Below are 17674 nucleotides of genomic sequence, written 5' to 3'. Positions count from 1 at the left end.
TCAGCCTCCCGGCAAGTTGAATTGCACGGTGCCGCTCCAACTGCTGCCTTCGCGGCTCAGCTTGGCTTGTGCGGGTACCAGACGCGCCTCGCTGCGGGCGCGGGCCAGCCACTGTGCCAGCACGGCAGCGTCCAGGCCTCTGAAGGTGACGGTCGCTTGCTGCCCGATGACCAACAGGTTGGCCTTGGTGCCCAGGCTTGCCACAGTGCTTTGCAAGGCGGCTTGCGCGGCACGGCCATCGACGGCGGGCTGGCCTTTGAGGTTCTGCGCGCGCATCTGCAAGGCTTGCATGGACTGCAGCTGTGCATCCAGCGTGCCACGCTGGGCAGGGTAGGCTTTGACGGTGCGCAGGGCCGGTGCGATGCCCACGGTCCAGAGCAATGTACCCAGCACCAACACGGCGGCCAGGGTCAGCAAGCGCTGCTCACGGGCCGGGCGTTGTGCCCACCAGAATGCGGCGGCCGAGGGGGATGTGTCGCTGCGGCTCATGGGCTGACCACCAAGGCGTTGCCGTCCAGGCGGGTGCGGTAGCCGCGGGATTGCAGTCCGTCGCGCAGGCGCTGTGTGTCCTCGGCGTCTGCATTGAAAGCGCTCAAGCGCAGCTCTCCCGCTACAAATTCAATAGCTGCTGGCGCACCATTGGCGGGCGCCAGCGCGCCAAAAGCCTCCAAAATGCGCTCCAGGTCGCGCGATTGGGCCTGGCCACTGCTTTGGCCTAATGCGTCTACGGCGCGTTGCATTTGCAGCGGCGCATCCACCACTACCGTCGTGTTGGGAAAAGTGGTGAGCAGCACGTTCTGGATGGCGCTGCGCTGGCTGCTCAGGGCTTGGCGGGCTTGCCATGCTTGTGCGTTCAGGCCTGCGACCTGAACGGCACAGAGCAGCGCAAATGCCCAGCGGGCGGGCCGCCATGCGGGCGCCTGCCACAGCATCAGCGCAGCGTCACCCGCACGGCGTAGTGCGGCGTTGCGGGTGGCGAATTCCCCTTGGGCGAGGTTCCAGTCCGTATCGGTGCAGCTTTGCAGTCTTTGGGCGCGGTGCTGCACGGTGACTTCGCGGTGCAGCAGCTGCTCGGCCAAAGCAGCGCAGGCCGGCTCCGCATACACGGCAGCGTCTGTGGGCAAAGCGGCCGGCGCTGTACCGGAGCTTGTATTGCTGGGAGGCACGATGCGGCGATACACACCAGCGTGGTCTGCCCACACCAGCTCGGCGCCCTCGGCCTCTCCGGTGAGCCAGAGCGTGGTTGGGGAGTCCGAGAGGGTCGATGGCGCCCATTCTGGGGCTATGCGGCGTACGGTGTGCCCGGCACCCGTCAGCGCGCTTAACGTGTTCTTGAGCCACACCCTTTGGCAGGCGGCCACCCAGAGGGCGCCAGATTCGCCGGCGTTCGCTTGAACTGCCAGATGCAGCTGCGCGGGTTCATCGAGCAACTGGTCTTCCAGCAAGCCTTCCAAAACGGCACGCAGTTTGGCCGGGTTGCGGGCCTGTCCGTTACGCACCAACAAGCCGGGCGGCAGGCTCACCCGGTGCCAGGACAGGGCGGCTGCCGGGACGATCAGTATGGTCTCTGCGTTGCCGCTTGCGGCTGGGGTCGCGGCGCTTTGCTGTGTGGACTGTAGGATGTCGCTGCGCACGCAATCCCACATCGCACCATCTGGTGCGTGGGGGGCTGGGGGCATGACAAGGAGCGGGCGCATGGATCTTTCATTGTACGGAGGCATCCAGGGGCGCCTCGCGTTCTTTCCAGAGGGCTTTCGCCAGCAAACCTTCACGTTGCACTACGGTGCGCTCTTGGGTTGTCAAGGTACCCATGCGAAGCCGCACACGCACTTCGAAAAAGCGCGAGTTCACGCTGTGCAGGTTCTCACTGAAGGTACTTTCGGCTTGCCCGATGGCGCTGGCCGCATCGGCCAGATTGCGAAAAGGGGTCTTGGCCCGGGTGTCTATCAGTCGCTGGGCATTTCCGGCATCCAGTCCCTGCGTAATGGCTTGCAGCACCAGCGAGGGAGCGGTGTTGATGTTGACAGTCGTCCGGTCCGGGAGGACCACGACATAGGGTCGCAGCAGGGCGACGGAGCGTGCAGACAGCCCCAGCCATCGCATCTGATCCAGGCTTCGCGGAATGAGGGGAATCCCGTTGGCCAGGCGCGTCGCGGCAGTACTGGAGTTGCGGGTGGTGTTGGCTGCCGCGGCACTGCCTTCGGGGGGCTCCAGTCCAGCCCGCAAATTTGTTACCAGTAGTTGCAATTCCGCTGGGGGAATCTGTAGCGCTTCAAACAAGCGGCCGAATGCGCGCAGGGTCGGTCCGTGAGTCTGCTGGTCCAGCACGAGATTGGTCACATTCAGTCGCGACTGCAGGTCGGTGATGCTGCCGGAGAGGTAGGCGTTTTGCAGCGCATCGCTCGCCAGTGGCTCATCGCCCACGGCGCCATTGGCGAGGAATGTGCTGAGCTTGGCCTCCTGCAAGGTGATGGCCCAGGGCTCGCCGAGGTGGTCCACCGCGCCGGAGCGGGCGTCCTCCCGCAAGATGAGGCGGGCCCAGTCGGTGGTGCCGTGCAGTATCCAGTTGGCTTGCACCCGCGCACGCTCGGAGGCTTCGAGGTCGTAAGCACGCGCCTGCTGCCACAAGGCGGCGGTGCTGAGCGTGGCTACCAGCGCCATCAGCAGCAGGGCTGTCAGGATGGCTGCACCTTGAAGCCCCGCTTTGCGGAGTAGTTTGCGACCGGTACCCGTCATTGAGCGGCTCCGGTCAAGGTGCTGCGGGCCCAGTCGCGCACCACCGTGCCCGCCAGCGGATGGCGGGGGGGCAAGGTGAGTACCAAGCGTACGCCATCAGGGATGACGGAGCTGTCTTGCGCGTCAGTGCTGGAGAGCGGGTTGCTCCAAGCGCTTCCCCGGTAAAAGAACAGCTGCCAGCCATCGAGCGCCACCACCGACACCTCACGCTGACGCAAGCCGGGCTCGTTCCCAGAGGAGTTGTTGGCGCCCCTGATGCTGCCTTCCGCACCCTGGGCCCATGCAGCTGCGGCGGCCCACGCGGCTTGCCAAGCCTCGCGGGTCTGCACCGGGCCTGATTGCCAGCGCAGCCAGAGGGCTTGGCCCTCGCGCTCGGCGCGTGTCCATGCCACGACGATGGCGCCGTCCCCGTCCTGCACACTGCGGCGTGTGAGTCGCAGGGCGCGGCCATCCCATTCCAGGCTGCGGGTTTGGGGGAGTTCCAGCACGGCGTCCAGATCGGCGGTCCATTGGTTGAGGCCGGCTTCGGTGGTGAGCACCGCGTCGTTGTGGCTGCGGTTGACTTCCATGGCCTGTTGCATGCCGCCGAGCGCCTGCCAGCCCATGGTGGCCATCAAGGCCATGACGGCCAGCGCAACCAGCAGTTCGATGAGCGTGAAGCCCCGCATTCCGGAGCTGCGGTTACGGCGGAGGGCAGATGGGCGCATCAGTACCGGCCCACCACGGTGCTCAGTTGCAGCAGGGCGATGCCTGACTGGGCCACGCGCGCCTCCACCCGCCGGAAATTCGGGTTGGGCGTGGCCTGCACCAACAGGCGCAGCTCCAGGGTCTGTCCGCCTTGGGTGCACTCCTGGGTGTTGTCGCTCACGTCAGGCAATTGGCGGCTGAGGCGGATTTGCACCAGGGCGTTCTCGGCGCAGAGCTGGGCCAGCACCCGGCTGCTTTGGCGTTCGGTGCTGCGCGTCATGGTGGCGCTGGCTCGCAATCCGGCGATCAGGGTCACTGCCACGATGGCAAGCGCCACCAGCACTTCAATCAGGGTGAAGCCGCGACGGCGGTTTAAGGGTTTGCCCGTGTTCATGGCGGCGCGTTGCGGACCTCAAAAGCGCGCAGGCCGTCGGTGCTGATCCAGCGGCTGCGGTCCGGCGCCTCCCGGCTCCACAGGCGCAGGCTTTGCGGACCGATCACCGGCTCCGGGCCCAGTTGCAGCGGCGTGTCGCTTTGCGCTTGCATACCGGCTTGCTCCCAGCGCTGGGGTCGGGCGGTGAGACCGTTGGTGAACTCAAAACCCTCCGCCGTGGCGCGCCACTGCAGTGCGACGCCGCTGGCCCGGGATTCGGCTCGGGCGGATTCGAGCAAGGCGACCAGGCGCTGGGCTTCGCGGTCCAATTGGTTCTGGGCGCTGTCACGCAGTGCAAAGGCCACCATGGCCGATGCCATGCCCACGATGGCGACGACGATCATCAGCTCCAGCAGCGTGAAACCGTGCTGGCCTGCATTGCGCCAGAAAGATGCGGGCGATTTACCAGTTGCCGATATCGGCATCTTTGCCTTCGCCTCCGGCCTGACCGTCTGCGCCGAAGGACATCACATCCACCTCGCCTTTGAGGCCGGGGTTGATATAGAGGTAGGCACGGTTCCACGGGTCAGCCGGCAGCTTGTCGAGGTAGGGTCGCCAGTTGGCAGGCACGGGGCCCGCGGTGGGCTTGGCTACCAGTGCTTGCAGGCCTTGCTCGGCGGTGGGGAAGCGTTGGTTGTCCAGCTTGTAGAGCTTGAGCGCCTGACTCAGGTTGGCGATGTCGGTTTTGGCTGCAGTGACGCGGGCGTCGTCGGCACGGTCCAGCACATTGGGCACGATCAGGGCTGCCAGCACGCCGATGATGACCAGCACCACCATCAGTTCGATCAGGGTGAAGCCGTGCTGGGCAGCGCGCTGGAGACGGTGAAGCGGGTTCATGGGGTGTGCCGTTGGATCGGTCGGGTGGAGAAAAGTGCCTTCAATGATAATGCGGCCATGGTATCTGTTGCGTCTGTCTGGCCCCCGCGCATTGCTGCTCTGGTTGTATCCACCGCGGCTGCACTGAGCGTCGCGTATTGGGGCTTGCATTGGAAATTGCCGTCCAGCCCGGTGTTGGCCGCGACCTCTTCGAGTGCGGGCGACCAGCCGGTGGACAGCAGCGCGGTCGCCAAAGCCTTGGGCGCGACAGCCACCGCCAAGGACGTCACGCCCTTGGCGCCTCAGGCCACGGAGGCATCGCGCTTTGTGTTGCAGGGGGTGGTGGGTAATGCCAGCTCCGGCAGCGCGCTGATTGCGATTGACGGTAAACCGCCCAAGCCGGTGCGGGTGGGGGATGCAGTGATAGAGGGGTGGACTCTGCGTCTGGTTGAGGGCCGCCGCGCAGTGCTCAGCCGCGATGGTGCGGAATTGGAGCTTACCCTGCCCGCATTGTCCAAGCCCGCGACTTTAAGTAAAAAGGCGCCCTAGCGCCCGTCCGCTCTGCGCGGGCAGCTATCATTTTTGAAGAAACATCCGGTACACCGGGTTGTGGGTTTCTTCCACATACGGGTAGTTCAGGGTCTGCAAAAACTTCTCAAAGGCTTTGTCATCCGCAGCCGGCACTTGCAGGCCCACCAGAATGCGGCCGTAGTCGGCACCCTGGTTGCGGTAGTGGAAGAGGCTGATGTTCCAGCCCGGGCGCATGAGGCTCAGGAACTTCATCAGCGCGCCCGGCCGCTCGGGGAATACAAACCGCAGCAGCCGCTCGTCTTGCGCCAAACTGGATATGCCGCCCACCATGTGACGGATATGCTCTTTGGCCAGTTCGTCGTGCGTCAGGTCCAGGGTGTTGAATCCGTTTTTCTCAAAGTTCTTGGCCACCTTGGCAGACTCGCCCTTGCTTTGGGTGGTAAGGCCCACAAACACATGGGCGTTGGCCGCATCGCTGATGCGGTAGTTGAATTCGGTCACATTGCGGGTGCCACCAGGCAGCTCGCCGATCAGCTCGCAAAAGCGCTTGAAGCTACCGCGCTCTTCAGGGATGGTGACCGCGAACAGGGCTTCACGTTCTTCACCCACTTCGGCCCGCTCGGCCACGAAGCGCAGGCGGTCGAAGTTCATGTTGGCGCCGCACAAGATTGCAGCGTAGGTTTCACCCTTGGTTTTGTGTTCGGCCACGTACTGCTTGATCGCCGCTACCGCCAGTGCGCCAGCGGGCTCCACGATGCTGCGGGTGTCTACAAAGATGTCCTTGATGGCAGCGCACACAGCGTCCGTGTCCACCGTCACGTAGCCGTCGACCAGGTCGTGGGCGATGCGGAAGGTTTCTTCACCGACCAGCTTCACGGCGGTGCCGTCGGAGAACAGGCCCACGTCGGGCAGGGTGACGCGCTCGTGCGCGCCCACCGACTGGATCATGGCGTTGGAGTCGTTCATCTGCACCCCGATAACCTTGACGCCGGGCGCCACCGCCTTGATGTAGTTCGCCACCCCCGAGATCAGGCCGCCACCGCCAATGGCCACAAACACTGCATCAATGCCGGGACCGGTTTTGCTGCCGGTTTTGTGGCCGGACTTGGCGGCCTTGTCAGCACCCAGGGTCTGCACCTGCCGCATGATTTCCATGGCCACCGTGCCCTGGCCGGCGATGACGTCCGGGTCGTCAAAGGGGTGCACAAAGGTGAGTCCCTCTTTCTTTTGCAGAGCCAGTGCGTGGTCGTAGGCATCGGAATAGCTTTCGCCGAACAGCACCACTTCGCCGCCGAAGCCGCGTACGGCATCGACCTTGAGTTGGGGCGTGGTGGTGGGCATCACGATGATGGCACGCACGCCCATGCGGCTGGCGGACAAGGCCACGCCCTGGGCGTGGTTGCCGGCGGAGGCGCAAATGACGCCTTTGGCAATCTGCTCGGCAGGCATTTGGGCCATCTTGTTGTAGGCGCCACGCAGCTTGAAGCTGCGCACGGGCTGCTGGTCTTCGCGCTTGAACAACACCGTGTTGTGCAGGCGCCGGCTGAGCGCGCGGGCGGGCTCCAGCGCAGTTTCCACCGCCACGTCGTACACACGGGCGGTGAGAATCTTCTTCAGGTAGTCGGCCGGGGTGAGCGGGGCTGGGGTTTTCGGGGCGGGGGACGGGGTCTTGGTGCTCACAGGGCTACACTCCGGTGGGTGAGAAAAGCAGTCGTGGCGCTCCGCGCGGAGCGATTTACGGCATTGTAACGATGTATAGAGTTGCCCCGCGCGGGGCTTAGACAGGAAACACACCATGGAATGCACCGTAAGTTGGACCGGCGGCCTCAATACCCGCTCTGGCATGGGCTTTGTGGCCGAGACCGGCAGCGGCCATACGCTGATGATGGATGGCGCCCCTGACGCTGCCAAACCTGAAAACGGTGGCCAGAACCTTGCGCCCCGCCCGCTGGAAACCGTGCTGGCAGGCACGGGGGGGTGCACTGCCTATGACGTGGTGCTTATCCTCAAGCGCGGCCGCCATGACGTGCAGGGCTGCACCGTGAAGCTGACCGCTGAGCGTGCCGAAACAGACCCCAAGGTGTTCACCAAAATCCACATGCAGTTCACCGTGACAGGCAAAGGAATTCCGGCCACCGCGGTGGAGCGCGCCATTGCCATGAGCCACGACAAGTACTGCTCTGCCAGCATCATGTTGGGCAAGACAGCGGACATCACTACAGGGTTTGACCTTATAGAGGTCTGATGACTTTTGCAAAAAAGCGCTAGATAATCGGATTTTCTCAATAGTCGTCAGACGACTAAATGTGGAGTCCGGGATATGTCTAGAGGTATTTGGCTGGTTTCTTTGGTGTCTGCGGTCATGGGCTTGGCTGGGTTGACTGGATGTAGCTCTTTCGCATCCAACACCATGGCGGCTGCACCCGCTCGTTCACCGCAGGTTCTGAAAACGGTTGCCCTGATCATGGGCGAGCCCAACTTCTCGGTGGATGGCGCCTACCAGGAGCTCGAAGAGGGTCAATACACCCAGCCCGAACTGCGCAACGGCAGTCTGGTGATGGCCCCGCTGGGCGATATCGTTCCCTACCTTGGAGGGCAGTACAGCTTTACTGTTTCGGACGGACGCCTCCGACTTTCGCTCGGTGACAAGACGCTTGTGGCGAGCGTGGGGCAGCGCAAGGCCACAGTCAACGACGAACCGGTGGTTCTGGATGCGCTAGTCGAAGAACGCGGCGGGAGCGCCTGGGTGCCGGTGAGCTCCGTGTGGGAAGCCTTGGGCGGTTTTGTGAAATGGGACAAAGCCCGTCAGCGCCTCACAGGCGCGTTTGTCCTGCCCGCTGGTGCGAAACTGGCCGATTTTGCGCGTGGTGGGCCGGTGACGGAAGAGACTTTGTTGTCCCAAAATGCGGCGTTTTATGGATCTGCGGACGGAGTGCGCATGGCTGACGTCATCGTGGGATACCAGAATGCGGACGGTGGTTGGCCCAAACTGGAGAAAACCGTCAGTCTCTTGACCCCGGTGAATAAGGAAGCAATGACCGGGTTCCGCAGCAAGTCCACCATTGACAATGACTCCACGACCAAGCAGTTGGTCGCGTTGGCCAAAGTGCATGCGGTCAGCGGCAAGTCCAGCCACAAAGCATCTTTTTTGCGCGGCCTGGACTACCTGTTGGCGGCCCAGCACGCGAGTGGTGGTTGGCAACAATTCTGGCCCCAGCCACAGGGTTACAAGGCGCGCATCACTTTCAATGATGACGCGATCGCAAACGTATTGGAAATACTGCGTGACGTTGCCAACAGAGAGCCAGAGATGGCATTTGTGGATGCTGCAAGGGTCGAAAAAGCCCGCAATGCCTATGAAAAAGGACTGAAGCTGATCCTGGCAAGTCAAATACGGATCGATGGTAAAAAAGCCGGATGGGCCGCCCAATACGATGAGGTCACCCTGAAACCAGCGATGGGGCGTGCTTTTGAGCTGCCGTCGGTGAGCGGAGATGAAAGCGTCAATGTGCTTCGCTTCCTGATGTCTGTACCGAGTCCGCAGCCCGAGGTCGTGGACGCTATCCAAAGCGGTGTCGCTTGGTTTGAGGCTGCAAAAATTTCCGGCATGCGCTTGGTCCAGGTGAACGACAAGACACTGGAGTTTGGCTTTGATCGGCGGGTGCTTGCAGACGCCAGTGCGCCACCTGTGTGGGCCAGGTTTTATGACCTGGAGACCGGCCGCCCGCTATTCACCTCCAGGGATGGGGTCAAAAAAACGAGCTATGCCGATGTGAGTTACGAGAGGCGTGTGAAATACAACTGGTACACCAGCGCGGCTCTGGAACTGCTGACCAAAGACTATCCGGCATGGTTGGCTCGGAACAAGGTAGGTGGCCGTTAGGGCGCGGTATCAAATCCGCTCCGCCACGGTGGTCATGACCTTGGCAGCAGCGCGCATCAGTTCTTTGACGGGCTGGGGGAGTTCGGTGGCGCCCGCAGCCGCTGCGTCATCTGCATGACGCAGCTCATCGCTTTGCATTTGTGCGACGATGGCTCGCGACTCATGATCGCCCTCCGGAAGCATGGAGAGGTGACTCTCCAAGTGGGCTCCGACTTGGCGCTCTGTTTCCACTACAAAGCCCAAACTCAGGGCATCGCCCATGCGGCCTGCGAGCAGGCCAAGCCCAAAAGCTCCGGCATACCAAAGCGGATTGAATATGGAAGGGCGGGAGCCCAAGGCGTCGAGTCTTTGCGCTGTCCACGCCAGGTGGTCTGTTTCTTCGGTGCAAGCTTTGGTGAAGTGTTCACGCAGCGCCTTGTTGGGGGTGGCCAAAGCTTGCGCTGTATATAAAGCCTGTGCACAGACTTCCCCCACATGATTTACACGCATCAGGCCAGCTGCCTTCCTTTTGTCTGCATCACTCAGCTTGGTTTCTCCTTCCGGCAATGTGGGGCAAGCCTGAGAGGGGCGCGGGGTGGCAAACAAGGTCCGCAAAGCGGTATCGGCAGCGTTTAAAAGGGAATCCATACAAATGCTCTGGTTTTCGCGTCAAATCAGGTAAGAAGTCTATCGAGAGTGTGAAAAACTGCACTTGACGTGGGTTAAAGGCCTTGTTGCACGTCCACAACGGTAACCCGTAGGAACCCTGATTTTTCATCCGTTTTCTTTGCCAAAGCTTCACCGCTCTGTTGCAATAGCTCCAACTTCCTGAACAAGGAGGTTGGCCCGGAGTTCCGAACAATCGGTCCGGAGCTCTATGTTTAACCTTGGAGTATTTCTAATGAAAAAGACTTTGATCGCTTTGGCCGTTCTGGCTGCTTCCGGCGCTTCTTTCGCACAAGTGTCCATCACTGGTGGCGTTGCTTACGGTTACCGCGTTTCTACTGGTGTTGACGCTTCGACAACTTCCACTGGTACCGACCAAGGCGGCTTGGGTAACGACACCAGCGTTGTTACATTCACTGCCTCCGAAGACCTCGGCGGTGGCTTGACTGCCAAGGCAGTGATGACTATCGACGGTCTGACACGCGCTGGCGTGGGCTCTGGCGATTCCAGCTTGGACTTGGCTGGTTCTTTCGGTAAGGTTTCTTTGGCTACCGGCCGTGGCTCTGACTACCTCTCCGGCGGTACCGCTGGCGTGGGTGGCGTTGGCTTGGACGGTAAAGTGTTCTCCGACCTGACCGCGGCTGACAGCATTTCTTACACTTCCCCTTCTTTCGGTGGCTTCACAGTGGGTCTGAGCCACTCTGAAAGCGCTATCGACCAAGCTGGCGAAAAAGCATCTCCCATCGGTTTGGGTGTTGGCGCTGCAGGCACACCCGCAGGTGCTAAGTACCAGCGTTCTTCCGGTCTGACTTTGGGCTACGCTGCTGGCCCATTGGCTGTGAACGGTAACTACACAGTGTGGGACCAGCAAGGTACTGCCGCTACTACTAACGGCAAGAGCCGTGTGAGCATCCGCGGTGCTTACGACTTCGGCGTTGCCAAGCTGGGTGCAGGCGTTCGCAACACTCAATTCGTGACCGGTACACGTACTGACACTTTCTTGGCTGTTGGAGCTCCTTTGGGTGCATTGACTCTGGGTGCTGACTGGGGTTCCCGCGTTCAAAACGACACAGCCGCTGGCGGCAGCGCTGAAGGTACACGTACAGGTTACGGCCTGAAGGCTGAATATGCTCTGTCTAAGCGTACTTCCATCGTTGCTTCCTACGCTCGTTGGGACAAAGTGGTTAACGCTGCTGGCGCATCTACAGAAACCAACCTGTTGTTGTCCCACTCCTTCTAATTCACAGCTGGCCTAAGCCAGTTGGATTTAAAAGTTAAAGCCGCCTTCGGGCGGCTTTTTTATTCCGAAACGAATTCGTATTGTGAAAAAAATGGCGTAGTTGGTGCTATTACAACAAAAAGCGAAAAACGAACGGTCGCTCTATATTTTGAGCCTCAACTTACATGACGGCAGTGTGAATTTTTGTTTCAATAGCATTTACTTCTTTAATTGGGAAGTAAGTAGCTCACTGGTTTGCCTCTGGTGACCCATGAGACCTCTAACTTTTTTGAGTGAGACAAACGATGAAAAAATCTCTTATTGCGTTGGCCGTCGTGGCTATCAGCGGTGCAGCAAGCGCCCAAGTCACAATCACTGGCACGCTTGCGTCCGGATATAAGCAATCTTCGGTTTCAGGTGCAGCCGGAACTGGAAATGAGTTGACAAAAAACAAGCTTTTGGCCGGAGTCGCAGATTCTTTTGTTGGTGGTAGCGGTGGCAATGCAACCGGGGACAGCTCTGGTCTTGGATTGGACACTTCAACTATCACATTCGCAGCCACCGAAGATTTGGGTGGCGGCATGAAGATCGTCGCCTCGATGAATATCGATGCTTTGAACCGTAAAGAAGTCGCGGGTGGAGATTCCTCATTGAAATTGACTACCGGTATTGGTCGTTTCACTTTGCAAACATACCGCCCCGTAGACTATCTTTCGGGTGGTATCTCTGGAGTAGGTGGTGCGGGTTTGGACGACCGCGTGTTTTCCGCGCGGGTGAATCGTGATGCCTTTGGTTTTGACACGAAGCTGGGTCCAGTATTTGTCGGCGTGTCTTTTTTGGAGGCAGGTAAGAGCAAGACAAGCACAACAACCGATGTCGGTTTGGGTGTGGGTGCTGCAGGTGCTGCAGGAACTACCGGTCAACGCATCAATTCTTACTCGGTCACCTATGTTGGTGGACCGTTGATCGCCAACCTGAATTACCTGACATATGACAGCATGGGTACTACTGATGCTGGCTACAAAGATGTCATCCGTACAGCAGGTTCTTACGACCTTGGATTCATGAAGATGGGAGCAGGGTATTCATTAACCACAACAGCTGCAGGGGGCAAAGTCGCAGATGCTTTGGTAGCTGCATCTGTACCCGCTGGCAATTGGACCTTCGGTGCTAACTACGGTGTAGGTACTGTAGACGGCACGACAATCGCTCGTAGTGCGGCCGGCCAAGCTCTAATAGCAAACGGTACGGCAGAAGCCGCTGTGCCAGCGACCTTGAATGCTTTGGGTATCAATGCAGACTCTTTGAATGGAACGCGATCTGGCTACAGCTTGACCGCAGGTTATGCTCTGTCCAAGCGCACATCCTTGACTGCTTCTTATGTGAACTGGCTGTCTAGCCCCTTCGCTGCAACTCGCAATACAGAAGCAAGCCTTTTGTTGTCCCACTCTTTCTAATCTGACGCTGGCCTAGGCCAGTGGCTGACGAAGAAAAAAGCCCCGCTGCAGCAATGCAGTGGGGCTTTTTACTGGGTGACGAGGAGAGTGAGCGCTGGGAGGCGTGTCAGCTTTCAAATCAAGCGTAGCGCTTGTTTCGCAAATTGTGCTTCATCTCACTCAGCAAAGGTTGCAGCTTCCCACCGCCGATGCGCAAGGCTACGCAGGTAGCCAGAATGTCGATGATCATCAGGTGCAAGAGTCGGGAGACCATGGGGCTGTATTTGTCAAAGCCTTCCGGGTGGTCCGCACTCAGGTGAATGTGCCCTGCACTGGCCAAGGGAGAGCCACTGGCGGTAATGACGATAGCGGTAGCACCGTTCTTGCGCGCAATGTCGCAGGCATCCATCAGGTCGCGGGTACGGCCTGAGTTGCTGATCACCACCACGCAATCGCCTGGCCCCAAGATGGAGGCGCTCATCACCTGCATATGGCCATCGCTGTAGGCGGTGGTGTTGATGCCCAACCGGAAGAACTTGTGTTGCGCATCCTGCGCGACGATGCCTGAGTTACCCACGCCAAAGAACTGGATCTGGCGACCCGCGCCGTAGGCTTCGACCAAGGCGACCACCGCCTTTTCAATGGCCATGGTGGAAGCATCATTCCGGTAGCGCAAAAAGGCGGCTACGGTGTTGTCGATCACCTTGACCATCACGTCACCGGTCTTGTCATCGGCGTCCACACTTCGGTGAATGAAGGGAACACCTTCATTCACAGTGCCAGCCAGTTTGAGCTTGAAGTCGGACAGGCCGTCGTAGCCCACGCTTCGACAAAACCGTACAACCGTGGGTTTGCTGACGTGGGCACGGTCGGCCAACTCACTGACGGGCAGCTTTGCGAAAGCGCGAGGATCTGCCAAACAGAGCTTGCCGACGCGCTGCTCGGCTGGAGCCAAAGATGGCAGGGATGCTTTGATTCGATCCAACATGGTCGGTACTTCCAGGTGGACGTAGCGGTCGCCTCAGGCGGCCCCTACGTCATCAGCACATCAAGACTCTTCTGACCAGCAGAAGCCGTCGCGGGCGATCATGGCGCTGGAGGCACTGGGGCCCCAGGTGCCGGCGGCGTAGAGTCGCGGGCCGGAGGTGTCTGCCGCCCAGTGCTCCAGCATCGGCTCGACCCAGCGCCATGCCTCTTCCTGCTCGTCGCTGCGGACAAACAGGTTCAAGCGACCGTCGATCACGTCCAGCAGCAAGCGTTCATACGCGCCCACACGCTCAGAACCGAAGCGTTTGTCGAAGTCCAGGTCCAACTGCACTGGTGCGAGGCTCTGGGATGCAGAGGCACGGCTCTGGCGATTGTCCTGGCCTTGGGCCAGCAAGTGCAGCTCCAAGCCGTCTTTGGGCTGGAGGTTGATCACCAAGCGGTTGCCCACACCTTCGTTGGAATTGAAGATCGCGTGCGGCGTGGGACGGAAGTTGATCACGATGCGTGCATCGCGACCGGACAAGCGCTTGCCGGTACGGATGTAGAAGGGCACGCCGGCCCAACGCCAGTTCGCAATCTCGGTGCGCAAGGCCACAAAGGTTTCGGTGTTGCTTTGTGGGTTGACGCCGGTTTCTTCCCGGTAGCCGGGAACCTTGGCGCCACCTCTAGTTCCGGCAGAGTACTGGCCGCGCACCACGTCCTGCTTCAAAGTCTCTTGTGTCCAGGGCTTCAGGGAGCGCAGCACTTTGAGCTTCTCATCACGAATGGCGTCGGCACCCGCGTTGATGGGCGGTTCCATGGCAATGGCACACAGCAATTGCAGCGCGTGGTTCTGAACCATGTCACGCAAGGCGCCAGTGGTTTCGTAAAACGCGCCACGGCTTTCCACGCCCAGATCCTCGGCGATCGTGATCTGGATGTTGGCAATGTGCTCGCGGCGCCAGAGTGGCTCAAACAGAGCGTTGCCGAAGCGCATGGCAAACAGGTTTTGCACCGAAGGCTTGCCCAGATAGTGGTCGATGCGGTACACCTGCTCTTCTGCAAAGAAGCGGCTCACCGTCTGGTTGATGGCGCGGTTGGATGCCAGATCGTGACCCAGGGGCTTTTCCAACACGATGCGCACCTTGGGGCTGTTCAGCCCCGAGGCGGCCAACTGCTCGCACACATTCGTAAACAGGCTGGGCGCAGTGGCTACGTACATGACGATGCCGTCGGCGTTGCGGGCGTTCAGGGTTTCTGCCAGACGGGCGTAGTCTTCGGACTTGGACAAGTCCATGCGCACGAATTCGAGGATCGCGGCAAAACGGGCAAACTCTTCTGCGCTGGGGCGCTTGGCAAGTTCGACTTTTTCAAAGCGGGACTGGATCAGCGCGCGGTACTGGTCATGGCTCAGGTCATCGCGGCCCACGCCGATGATGCGGCCGCCCTCAGGCAAAGTGCCATGGCGGAAGGCCTGAAACAGGGCGGGCATGAGTTTGCGCCAGGCCAAATCGCCGGTGCCGCCGAACATGACTAAATCAAAGCTCATAAGACTGGGTGTACGTTTAAGAGTTACATGAAAGCTGACGTTGTAATGTAACTTTGTTTCATTGATAATTCAAGGGGACAAATCGCAACTCTTTGCGCGTTTTCCCCTAGTTTTAAACCCCGGCCTCGCGGCCCGTGCCCCATGAACCAACTCGACGCACTCAAACAATTCACCACCGTGGTTGCCGACACCGGCGACTTCAAACAGCTGGACGCATTCAAGCCTCAGGACGCGACCACCAACCCGTCGCTGATATTGAAAGCAGTGCAAAAGGCCGACTACGCGCCTTTGGTGAAAGACACCGTGAACCAATTCCGTGGCCGCGCCATGGACGAAATCGTGGATCGTTTGTTGGTGCGTTTCGGCTGCGAAATCCTGTCCATCATTCCAGGCCGCGTGTCGACTGAAGTGGACGCCCGCCTGAGCTTTGACACCGCTGCTACTGTGGCCCGCGGTGAGCGTCTGATTGAGCTGTACCAAGCCCAAGGCATTCACTCCGATCGCGTCTTGATCAAGGTAGCCTCTACCTGGGAAGGCATCAAGGCTGCCGAGCAGTTGGAGCGCAAGGGCATCCACACCAACCTGACCTTGTTGTTCGCGTTCTGCCAAGCCGTTGCCTGTGGACAGGCCAAGGTGCAGCTGATTTCTCCCTTCGTCGGCCGCATTTACGACTGGTACAAAAAGAACGCTGGCGCTGCGTGGGTGGAAGCCGATAACGCTGAACTGAACGACCCCGGCGTGAAGTCCGTGGCGCAGATCTACAACTACTACAAGAAGTTCGGCATCGCCACCGAGGTAATGGGTGCGAGTTTCCGCAACGTGGGTCAAATCACTGCGCTCGCCGGCTGCGACCTGCTGACCATCAGCCCCGACCTATTGGCGCAGATGGCCGCCACAGACACGCCCGTTACCCAACATCTGAAAGCTGACGCCGCCAAGGCTGCCGACATCGAACACGTCAGTTACGACGAAGCCGGTTTCCGTTTGGCGCTGAACAATGACGCCATGGCGACCGAAAAGCTGGCCGAGGGTATCCGCGCGTTTTGCGTGGACGCCGTCAAGCTCGAACAGCTGCTGCTAGCAGCCTGATCCAAGGAGAAAGCTGCGACCATGGCACGTACCCGATGTGACCGCACGCCCGCCTGGGCCCAACTGCAAGCCGCGTATCAGGCCACCGGCCAGGCGCTCGACATTCGAGATGCCTTCAAGGCCGATGCGCAGCGCTTCAGCCGCTTCAGCCAGGAGGCGCCCTATGTGTTTGCGGACTTGTCCAAAAACCGTATTGACGCTGCGACCGAAGCCCTACTGATGGACTTGGCGCGCCAGAGCGGCGTGTTGGAACACCGCGACGCCATGTTCGCCGGCCAGAAGATCAACAACACCGAGCAGCGCGAGGTGTGGCACGTTTTGTTGCGCAATCCGCCTTTAGCGCCCGTAGAATATGCGGGAGCAGCTCCTGAATTCATAGCGAGTGAGCAGGCCAAAGTGCACATCACGCTGGACGCCATGCTGGCCTACGCCGAGCAACTGCGTGCAGATGCAGCCATCACCGATGTGGTGAACATCGGCATAGGCGGTTCGGACCTCGGCCCGCAGATGGCGGTGCTTGCGCTGGACGCATTCGCAAACAGTGGCAAGCGCCTTCACTTTGTGAGCAATGTGGACGGCCACGAACTGGCCGCCAAGCTGCCGCATTTGAAGCCGGAAAGCACGGTCTTCCTGATTGCCAGCAAGACCTTCACCACGATTGAGACCATGACCAACGCGGCCTCCGCCAAGGCCTGGTTTCTGGCAGAAGGCGGCACTGACATTGCGCGCCACTTCGCGGCATTGACCACCAACGTGGCTGCGGCAAACGCGTTCGGCATCACCACCACCTTCGGGTTTTGGGACTGGGTGGGCGGGCGCTACTCCATGTGGTCGGCCATCGGCCTACCCATTGCCATTGCCATCGGCGCCCAAGGCTTCCGCGAATTCCTCGCAGGTGCCCACGCTATGGACGAGCACTTCCGCACCGCGCCGCTGGAAAGCAATTTGCCGGTGCGCCTGGGCCTGTTGGACGTGTGGTACCGCAACTTCCATGGCTTCACCAGCCGCAGCATTGCGCCATATCACAGCGCCCTGCGCCGGGTGCCCGCCTATTTGCAACAGCTCGAGATGGAAAGCAATGGCAAGCGCGTAGATGCGGCCGGCGAAGCTTTGCCTTTTGACACGTGTCCGGTGCTATGGGGCGAGCCAGGCACCAATGGCCAGCATGCATATTTCCAGATGTTGCACCAGGGTACCGACGTGGTGCCGGTGGAGTTCATCGCCGTCAAGAAAGCGCGACATCACCTGAAGGGCCACCACCCCATGTTGCTGGCCAACGTGCTGGCGCAGGCGCAGGCACTCATGCAGGGCAAAGTGGATGCGGGCGGCCACAAGCATTTCACTGGCAATCGCCCCAGCACCTTCTTGTTGCTGGACGACTTGACGCCAGCTTCGCTGGGCGCGCTGATTGCGCTGCAGGAGCATCGCGTGTTTGTGAGCGGCAGTCTGTGGGGCATCAACAGCTTTGACCAGTGGGGCGTGGAGCTGGGCAAGGTTTTGGCCAAGGACATTGAGCCGCGCTTGGCGTCGGGGGATGTCTCCGGGTTGGATGGCTCTACGGCGGGGCTGTTGGCGCGGTTGCGGGCTTAAGTTGCGTGCCTGTGCGATGGCGATGCCTGGCGCTCGCGCAGCACACCGGGGTACAGCGGCGGGCTCATGCTGCCAAACGCGCAGAAATCGCCCG

General features: G+C 60.3%; 18 protein-coding genes. 7 read left to right on the top strand and 11 right to left on the bottom strand.

Features of this window, described 5'->3' with window-relative positions:
* The 7 genes from ACOAP0_RS05785 to gspG are packed head-to-tail and all read right to left on the bottom strand — an operon-like array spanning nt 1 to nt 4693.
* On the bottom strand, nt 1-489 hold the full coding sequence (locus ACOAP0_RS05785; RefSeq protein ID WP_498375213.1) for a type II secretion system protein M: 489 nt from the start codon (nt 487-489) through the stop codon (nt 1-3).
* Nucleotides 486-1697 (bottom strand): type II secretion system protein GspL, encoded by a 1212-nt coding sequence (gspL, locus tag ACOAP0_RS05780; protein ID WP_498375214.1) that lies wholly within the window; start codon nt 1695-1697, stop codon nt 486-488. The genes ACOAP0_RS05785 and gspL overlap by 4 nt, the downstream gene beginning before the upstream one ends.
* Nucleotides 1698-1704: 7 nt before the next feature.
* Complete coding sequence (gspK, locus tag ACOAP0_RS05775; RefSeq protein WP_498375215.1) at nt 1705-2736, bottom strand: type II secretion system minor pseudopilin GspK; 1032 nt, start codon at nt 2734-2736, stop codon at nt 1705-1707.
* A complete protein-coding gene (locus ACOAP0_RS05770; protein ID WP_498375216.1) occupies nt 2733-3443 on the bottom strand; it encodes a prepilin-type N-terminal cleavage/methylation domain-containing protein in 711 nt (236 codons plus the stop codon). Before ACOAP0_RS05770 ends, gspK begins: the two co-directional genes overlap by 4 nt.
* The gene (gene gspI, locus ACOAP0_RS05765; protein ID WP_498375217.1) at nt 3443-3817 is read right to left on the bottom strand and encodes a type II secretion system minor pseudopilin GspI; all 375 of its coding nucleotides are present in this window, start codon (nt 3815-3817) and stop codon (nt 3443-3445) included. The genes ACOAP0_RS05770 and gspI overlap by 1 nt, the downstream gene beginning before the upstream one ends.
* Nucleotides 3814-4281, bottom strand: coding sequence for a pilus assembly FimT family protein (locus ACOAP0_RS05760; protein ID WP_087495043.1), 468 nt, complete (start codon nt 4279-4281; stop codon nt 3814-3816). Before ACOAP0_RS05760 ends, gspI begins: the two co-directional genes overlap by 4 nt.
* Nucleotides 4259-4693 carry a type II secretion system major pseudopilin GspG gene (gspG, locus tag ACOAP0_RS05755; protein WP_313867559.1) on the bottom strand — a complete coding sequence of 145 codons (435 nt, stop codon included), beginning with the start codon at nt 4691-4693 and terminating at the stop codon, nt 4259-4261. Before gspG ends, ACOAP0_RS05760 begins: the two co-directional genes overlap by 23 nt.
* A gap of 57 nt (nt 4694-4750) precedes the next feature.
* On the opposite strand from gspG, the gene ACOAP0_RS05750 reads away from it, so the two are divergent.
* Nucleotides 4751-5221: a type II secretion system protein N gene (locus ACOAP0_RS05750; protein WP_498375218.1), complete on the top strand. Its 471-nt coding sequence runs from the start codon at nt 4751-4753 to the stop codon at nt 5219-5221.
* A 27-nt stretch (nt 5222-5248) separates the two neighbouring features.
* Here the strand turns inward: ACOAP0_RS05750 and ilvA are convergent, their stop codons facing one another.
* Entirely contained in the window at nt 5249-6883 is a 1635-nt protein-coding gene (ilvA, locus tag ACOAP0_RS05745; protein WP_498375219.1) for a threonine ammonia-lyase, biosynthetic, read from the bottom strand.
* 115 nt (nt 6884-6998) lie between these two features.
* Here ilvA and ACOAP0_RS05740 point away from each other — a divergent pair, with 115 nt between their 5' ends.
* On the top strand, nt 6999-7448 hold the full coding sequence (locus tag ACOAP0_RS05740; RefSeq protein ID WP_498375220.1) for an OsmC family protein: 450 nt from the start codon (nt 6999-7001) through the stop codon (nt 7446-7448).
* A gap of 75 nt (nt 7449-7523) precedes the next feature.
* Complete coding sequence (pelA, locus tag ACOAP0_RS05735; RefSeq protein WP_498375221.1) at nt 7524-9086, top strand: pectate lyase; 1563 nt, start codon at nt 7524-7526, stop codon at nt 9084-9086.
* A gap of 9 nt (nt 9087-9095) precedes the next feature.
* On the opposite strand, the gene coq7 is transcribed toward pelA, so the two are convergent.
* On the bottom strand, nt 9096-9713 hold the full coding sequence (gene coq7 / locus ACOAP0_RS05730) for a 2-polyprenyl-3-methyl-6-methoxy-1,4-benzoquinone monooxygenase (RefSeq protein ID WP_498375222.1): 618 nt from the start codon (nt 9711-9713) through the stop codon (nt 9096-9098).
* 253 nt (nt 9714-9966) lie between these two features.
* On the opposite strand from coq7, the gene ACOAP0_RS05725 reads away from it, so the two are divergent.
* Nucleotides 9967-10971 (top strand): porin, encoded by a 1005-nt coding sequence (locus tag ACOAP0_RS05725; protein ID WP_498375223.1) that lies wholly within the window; start codon nt 9967-9969, stop codon nt 10969-10971.
* Nucleotides 10972-11255: 284 nt separating this feature from the next.
* Complete coding sequence (locus ACOAP0_RS05720; protein WP_498375224.1) at nt 11256-12407, top strand: porin; 1152 nt, start codon at nt 11256-11258, stop codon at nt 12405-12407.
* Between the two features lie 118 nt (nt 12408-12525).
* Here the strand turns inward: ACOAP0_RS05720 and ACOAP0_RS05715 are convergent, their stop codons facing one another.
* Both ACOAP0_RS05715 and zwf read right to left on the bottom strand, forming a co-directional pair.
* A complete protein-coding gene (locus ACOAP0_RS05715) occupies nt 12526-13374 on the bottom strand; it encodes a MurR/RpiR family transcriptional regulator (protein ID WP_498375225.1) in 849 nt (282 codons plus the stop codon).
* Nucleotides 13375-13434: 60 nt separating this feature from the next.
* A complete protein-coding gene (gene zwf / locus ACOAP0_RS05710; protein WP_498375226.1) occupies nt 13435-14901 on the bottom strand; it encodes a glucose-6-phosphate dehydrogenase in 1467 nt (488 codons plus the stop codon).
* A 141-nt stretch (nt 14902-15042) separates the two neighbouring features.
* Between zwf and tal the strand changes: the two genes are divergently transcribed.
* Together tal and pgi are read left to right on the top strand one after the other, a co-directional pair.
* Entirely contained in the window at nt 15043-15990 is a 948-nt protein-coding gene (gene tal / locus ACOAP0_RS05705) for a transaldolase (protein ID WP_087495033.1), read from the top strand.
* Nucleotides 15991-16011: 21 nt separating this feature from the next.
* The gene (pgi, locus tag ACOAP0_RS05700; RefSeq protein WP_498375227.1) at nt 16012-17580 is read left to right on the top strand and encodes a glucose-6-phosphate isomerase; all 1569 of its coding nucleotides are present in this window, start codon (nt 16012-16014) and stop codon (nt 17578-17580) included.
* Nucleotides 17581-17674: the final 94 nt, after the last annotated feature.

The organism is Curvibacter sp. Hmag1.1, assembly GCF_059769165.1.
This window is presented reverse-complemented; position numbering and strand designations above follow the sequence as displayed.

Excerpts from the sequence above, each read along its gene's own strand:
- ACOAP0_RS05785 (WP_498375213.1), bottom strand. The coding sequence starts at position 489 with ATGAGCCGCAGCGACACATCCCCCTCGGCCGCCGCATTCTGGTGGGCA.
- gspL (WP_498375214.1), bottom strand. The coding sequence starts at position 1,697 with ATGCGCCCGCTCCTTGTCATGCCCCCAGCCCCCCACGCACCAGATGGT.
- gspK (WP_498375215.1), bottom strand. The coding sequence starts at position 2,736 with ATGACGGGTACCGGTCGCAAACTACTCCGCAAAGCGGGGCTTCAAGGT.
- ACOAP0_RS05770 (WP_498375216.1), bottom strand. The coding sequence starts at position 3,443 with ATGCGCCCATCTGCCCTCCGCCGTAACCGCAGCTCCGGAATGCGGGGC.
- gspI (WP_498375217.1), bottom strand. The coding sequence starts at position 3,817 with ATGAACACGGGCAAACCCTTAAACCGCCGTCGCGGCTTCACCCTGATT.
- ACOAP0_RS05760 (WP_087495043.1), bottom strand. The coding sequence starts at position 4,281 with ATGCCGATATCGGCAACTGGTAAATCGCCCGCATCTTTCTGGCGCAAT.
- gspG (WP_313867559.1), bottom strand. The coding sequence starts at position 4,693 with ATGAACCCGCTTCACCGTCTCCAGCGCGCTGCCCAGCACGGCTTCACC.
- ACOAP0_RS05750 (WP_498375218.1), top strand. The coding sequence starts at position 4,751 with ATGGTATCTGTTGCGTCTGTCTGGCCCCCGCGCATTGCTGCTCTGGTT.
- ACOAP0_RS05740 (WP_498375220.1), top strand. The coding sequence starts at position 6,999 with ATGGAATGCACCGTAAGTTGGACCGGCGGCCTCAATACCCGCTCTGGC.
- pelA (WP_498375221.1), top strand. The coding sequence starts at position 7,524 with ATGTCTAGAGGTATTTGGCTGGTTTCTTTGGTGTCTGCGGTCATGGGC.
- coq7 (WP_498375222.1), bottom strand. The coding sequence starts at position 9,713 with ATGGATTCCCTTTTAAACGCTGCCGATACCGCTTTGCGGACCTTGTTT.
- ACOAP0_RS05725 (WP_498375223.1), top strand. The coding sequence starts at position 9,967 with ATGAAAAAGACTTTGATCGCTTTGGCCGTTCTGGCTGCTTCCGGCGCT.
- ACOAP0_RS05720 (WP_498375224.1), top strand. The coding sequence starts at position 11,256 with ATGAAAAAATCTCTTATTGCGTTGGCCGTCGTGGCTATCAGCGGTGCA.
- ACOAP0_RS05715 (WP_498375225.1), bottom strand. The coding sequence starts at position 13,374 with ATGTTGGATCGAATCAAAGCATCCCTGCCATCTTTGGCTCCAGCCGAG.
- zwf (WP_498375226.1), bottom strand. The coding sequence starts at position 14,901 with ATGAGCTTTGATTTAGTCATGTTCGGCGGCACCGGCGATTTGGCCTGG.
- tal (WP_087495033.1), top strand. The coding sequence starts at position 15,043 with ATGAACCAACTCGACGCACTCAAACAATTCACCACCGTGGTTGCCGAC.
- pgi (WP_498375227.1), top strand. The coding sequence starts at position 16,012 with ATGGCACGTACCCGATGTGACCGCACGCCCGCCTGGGCCCAACTGCAA.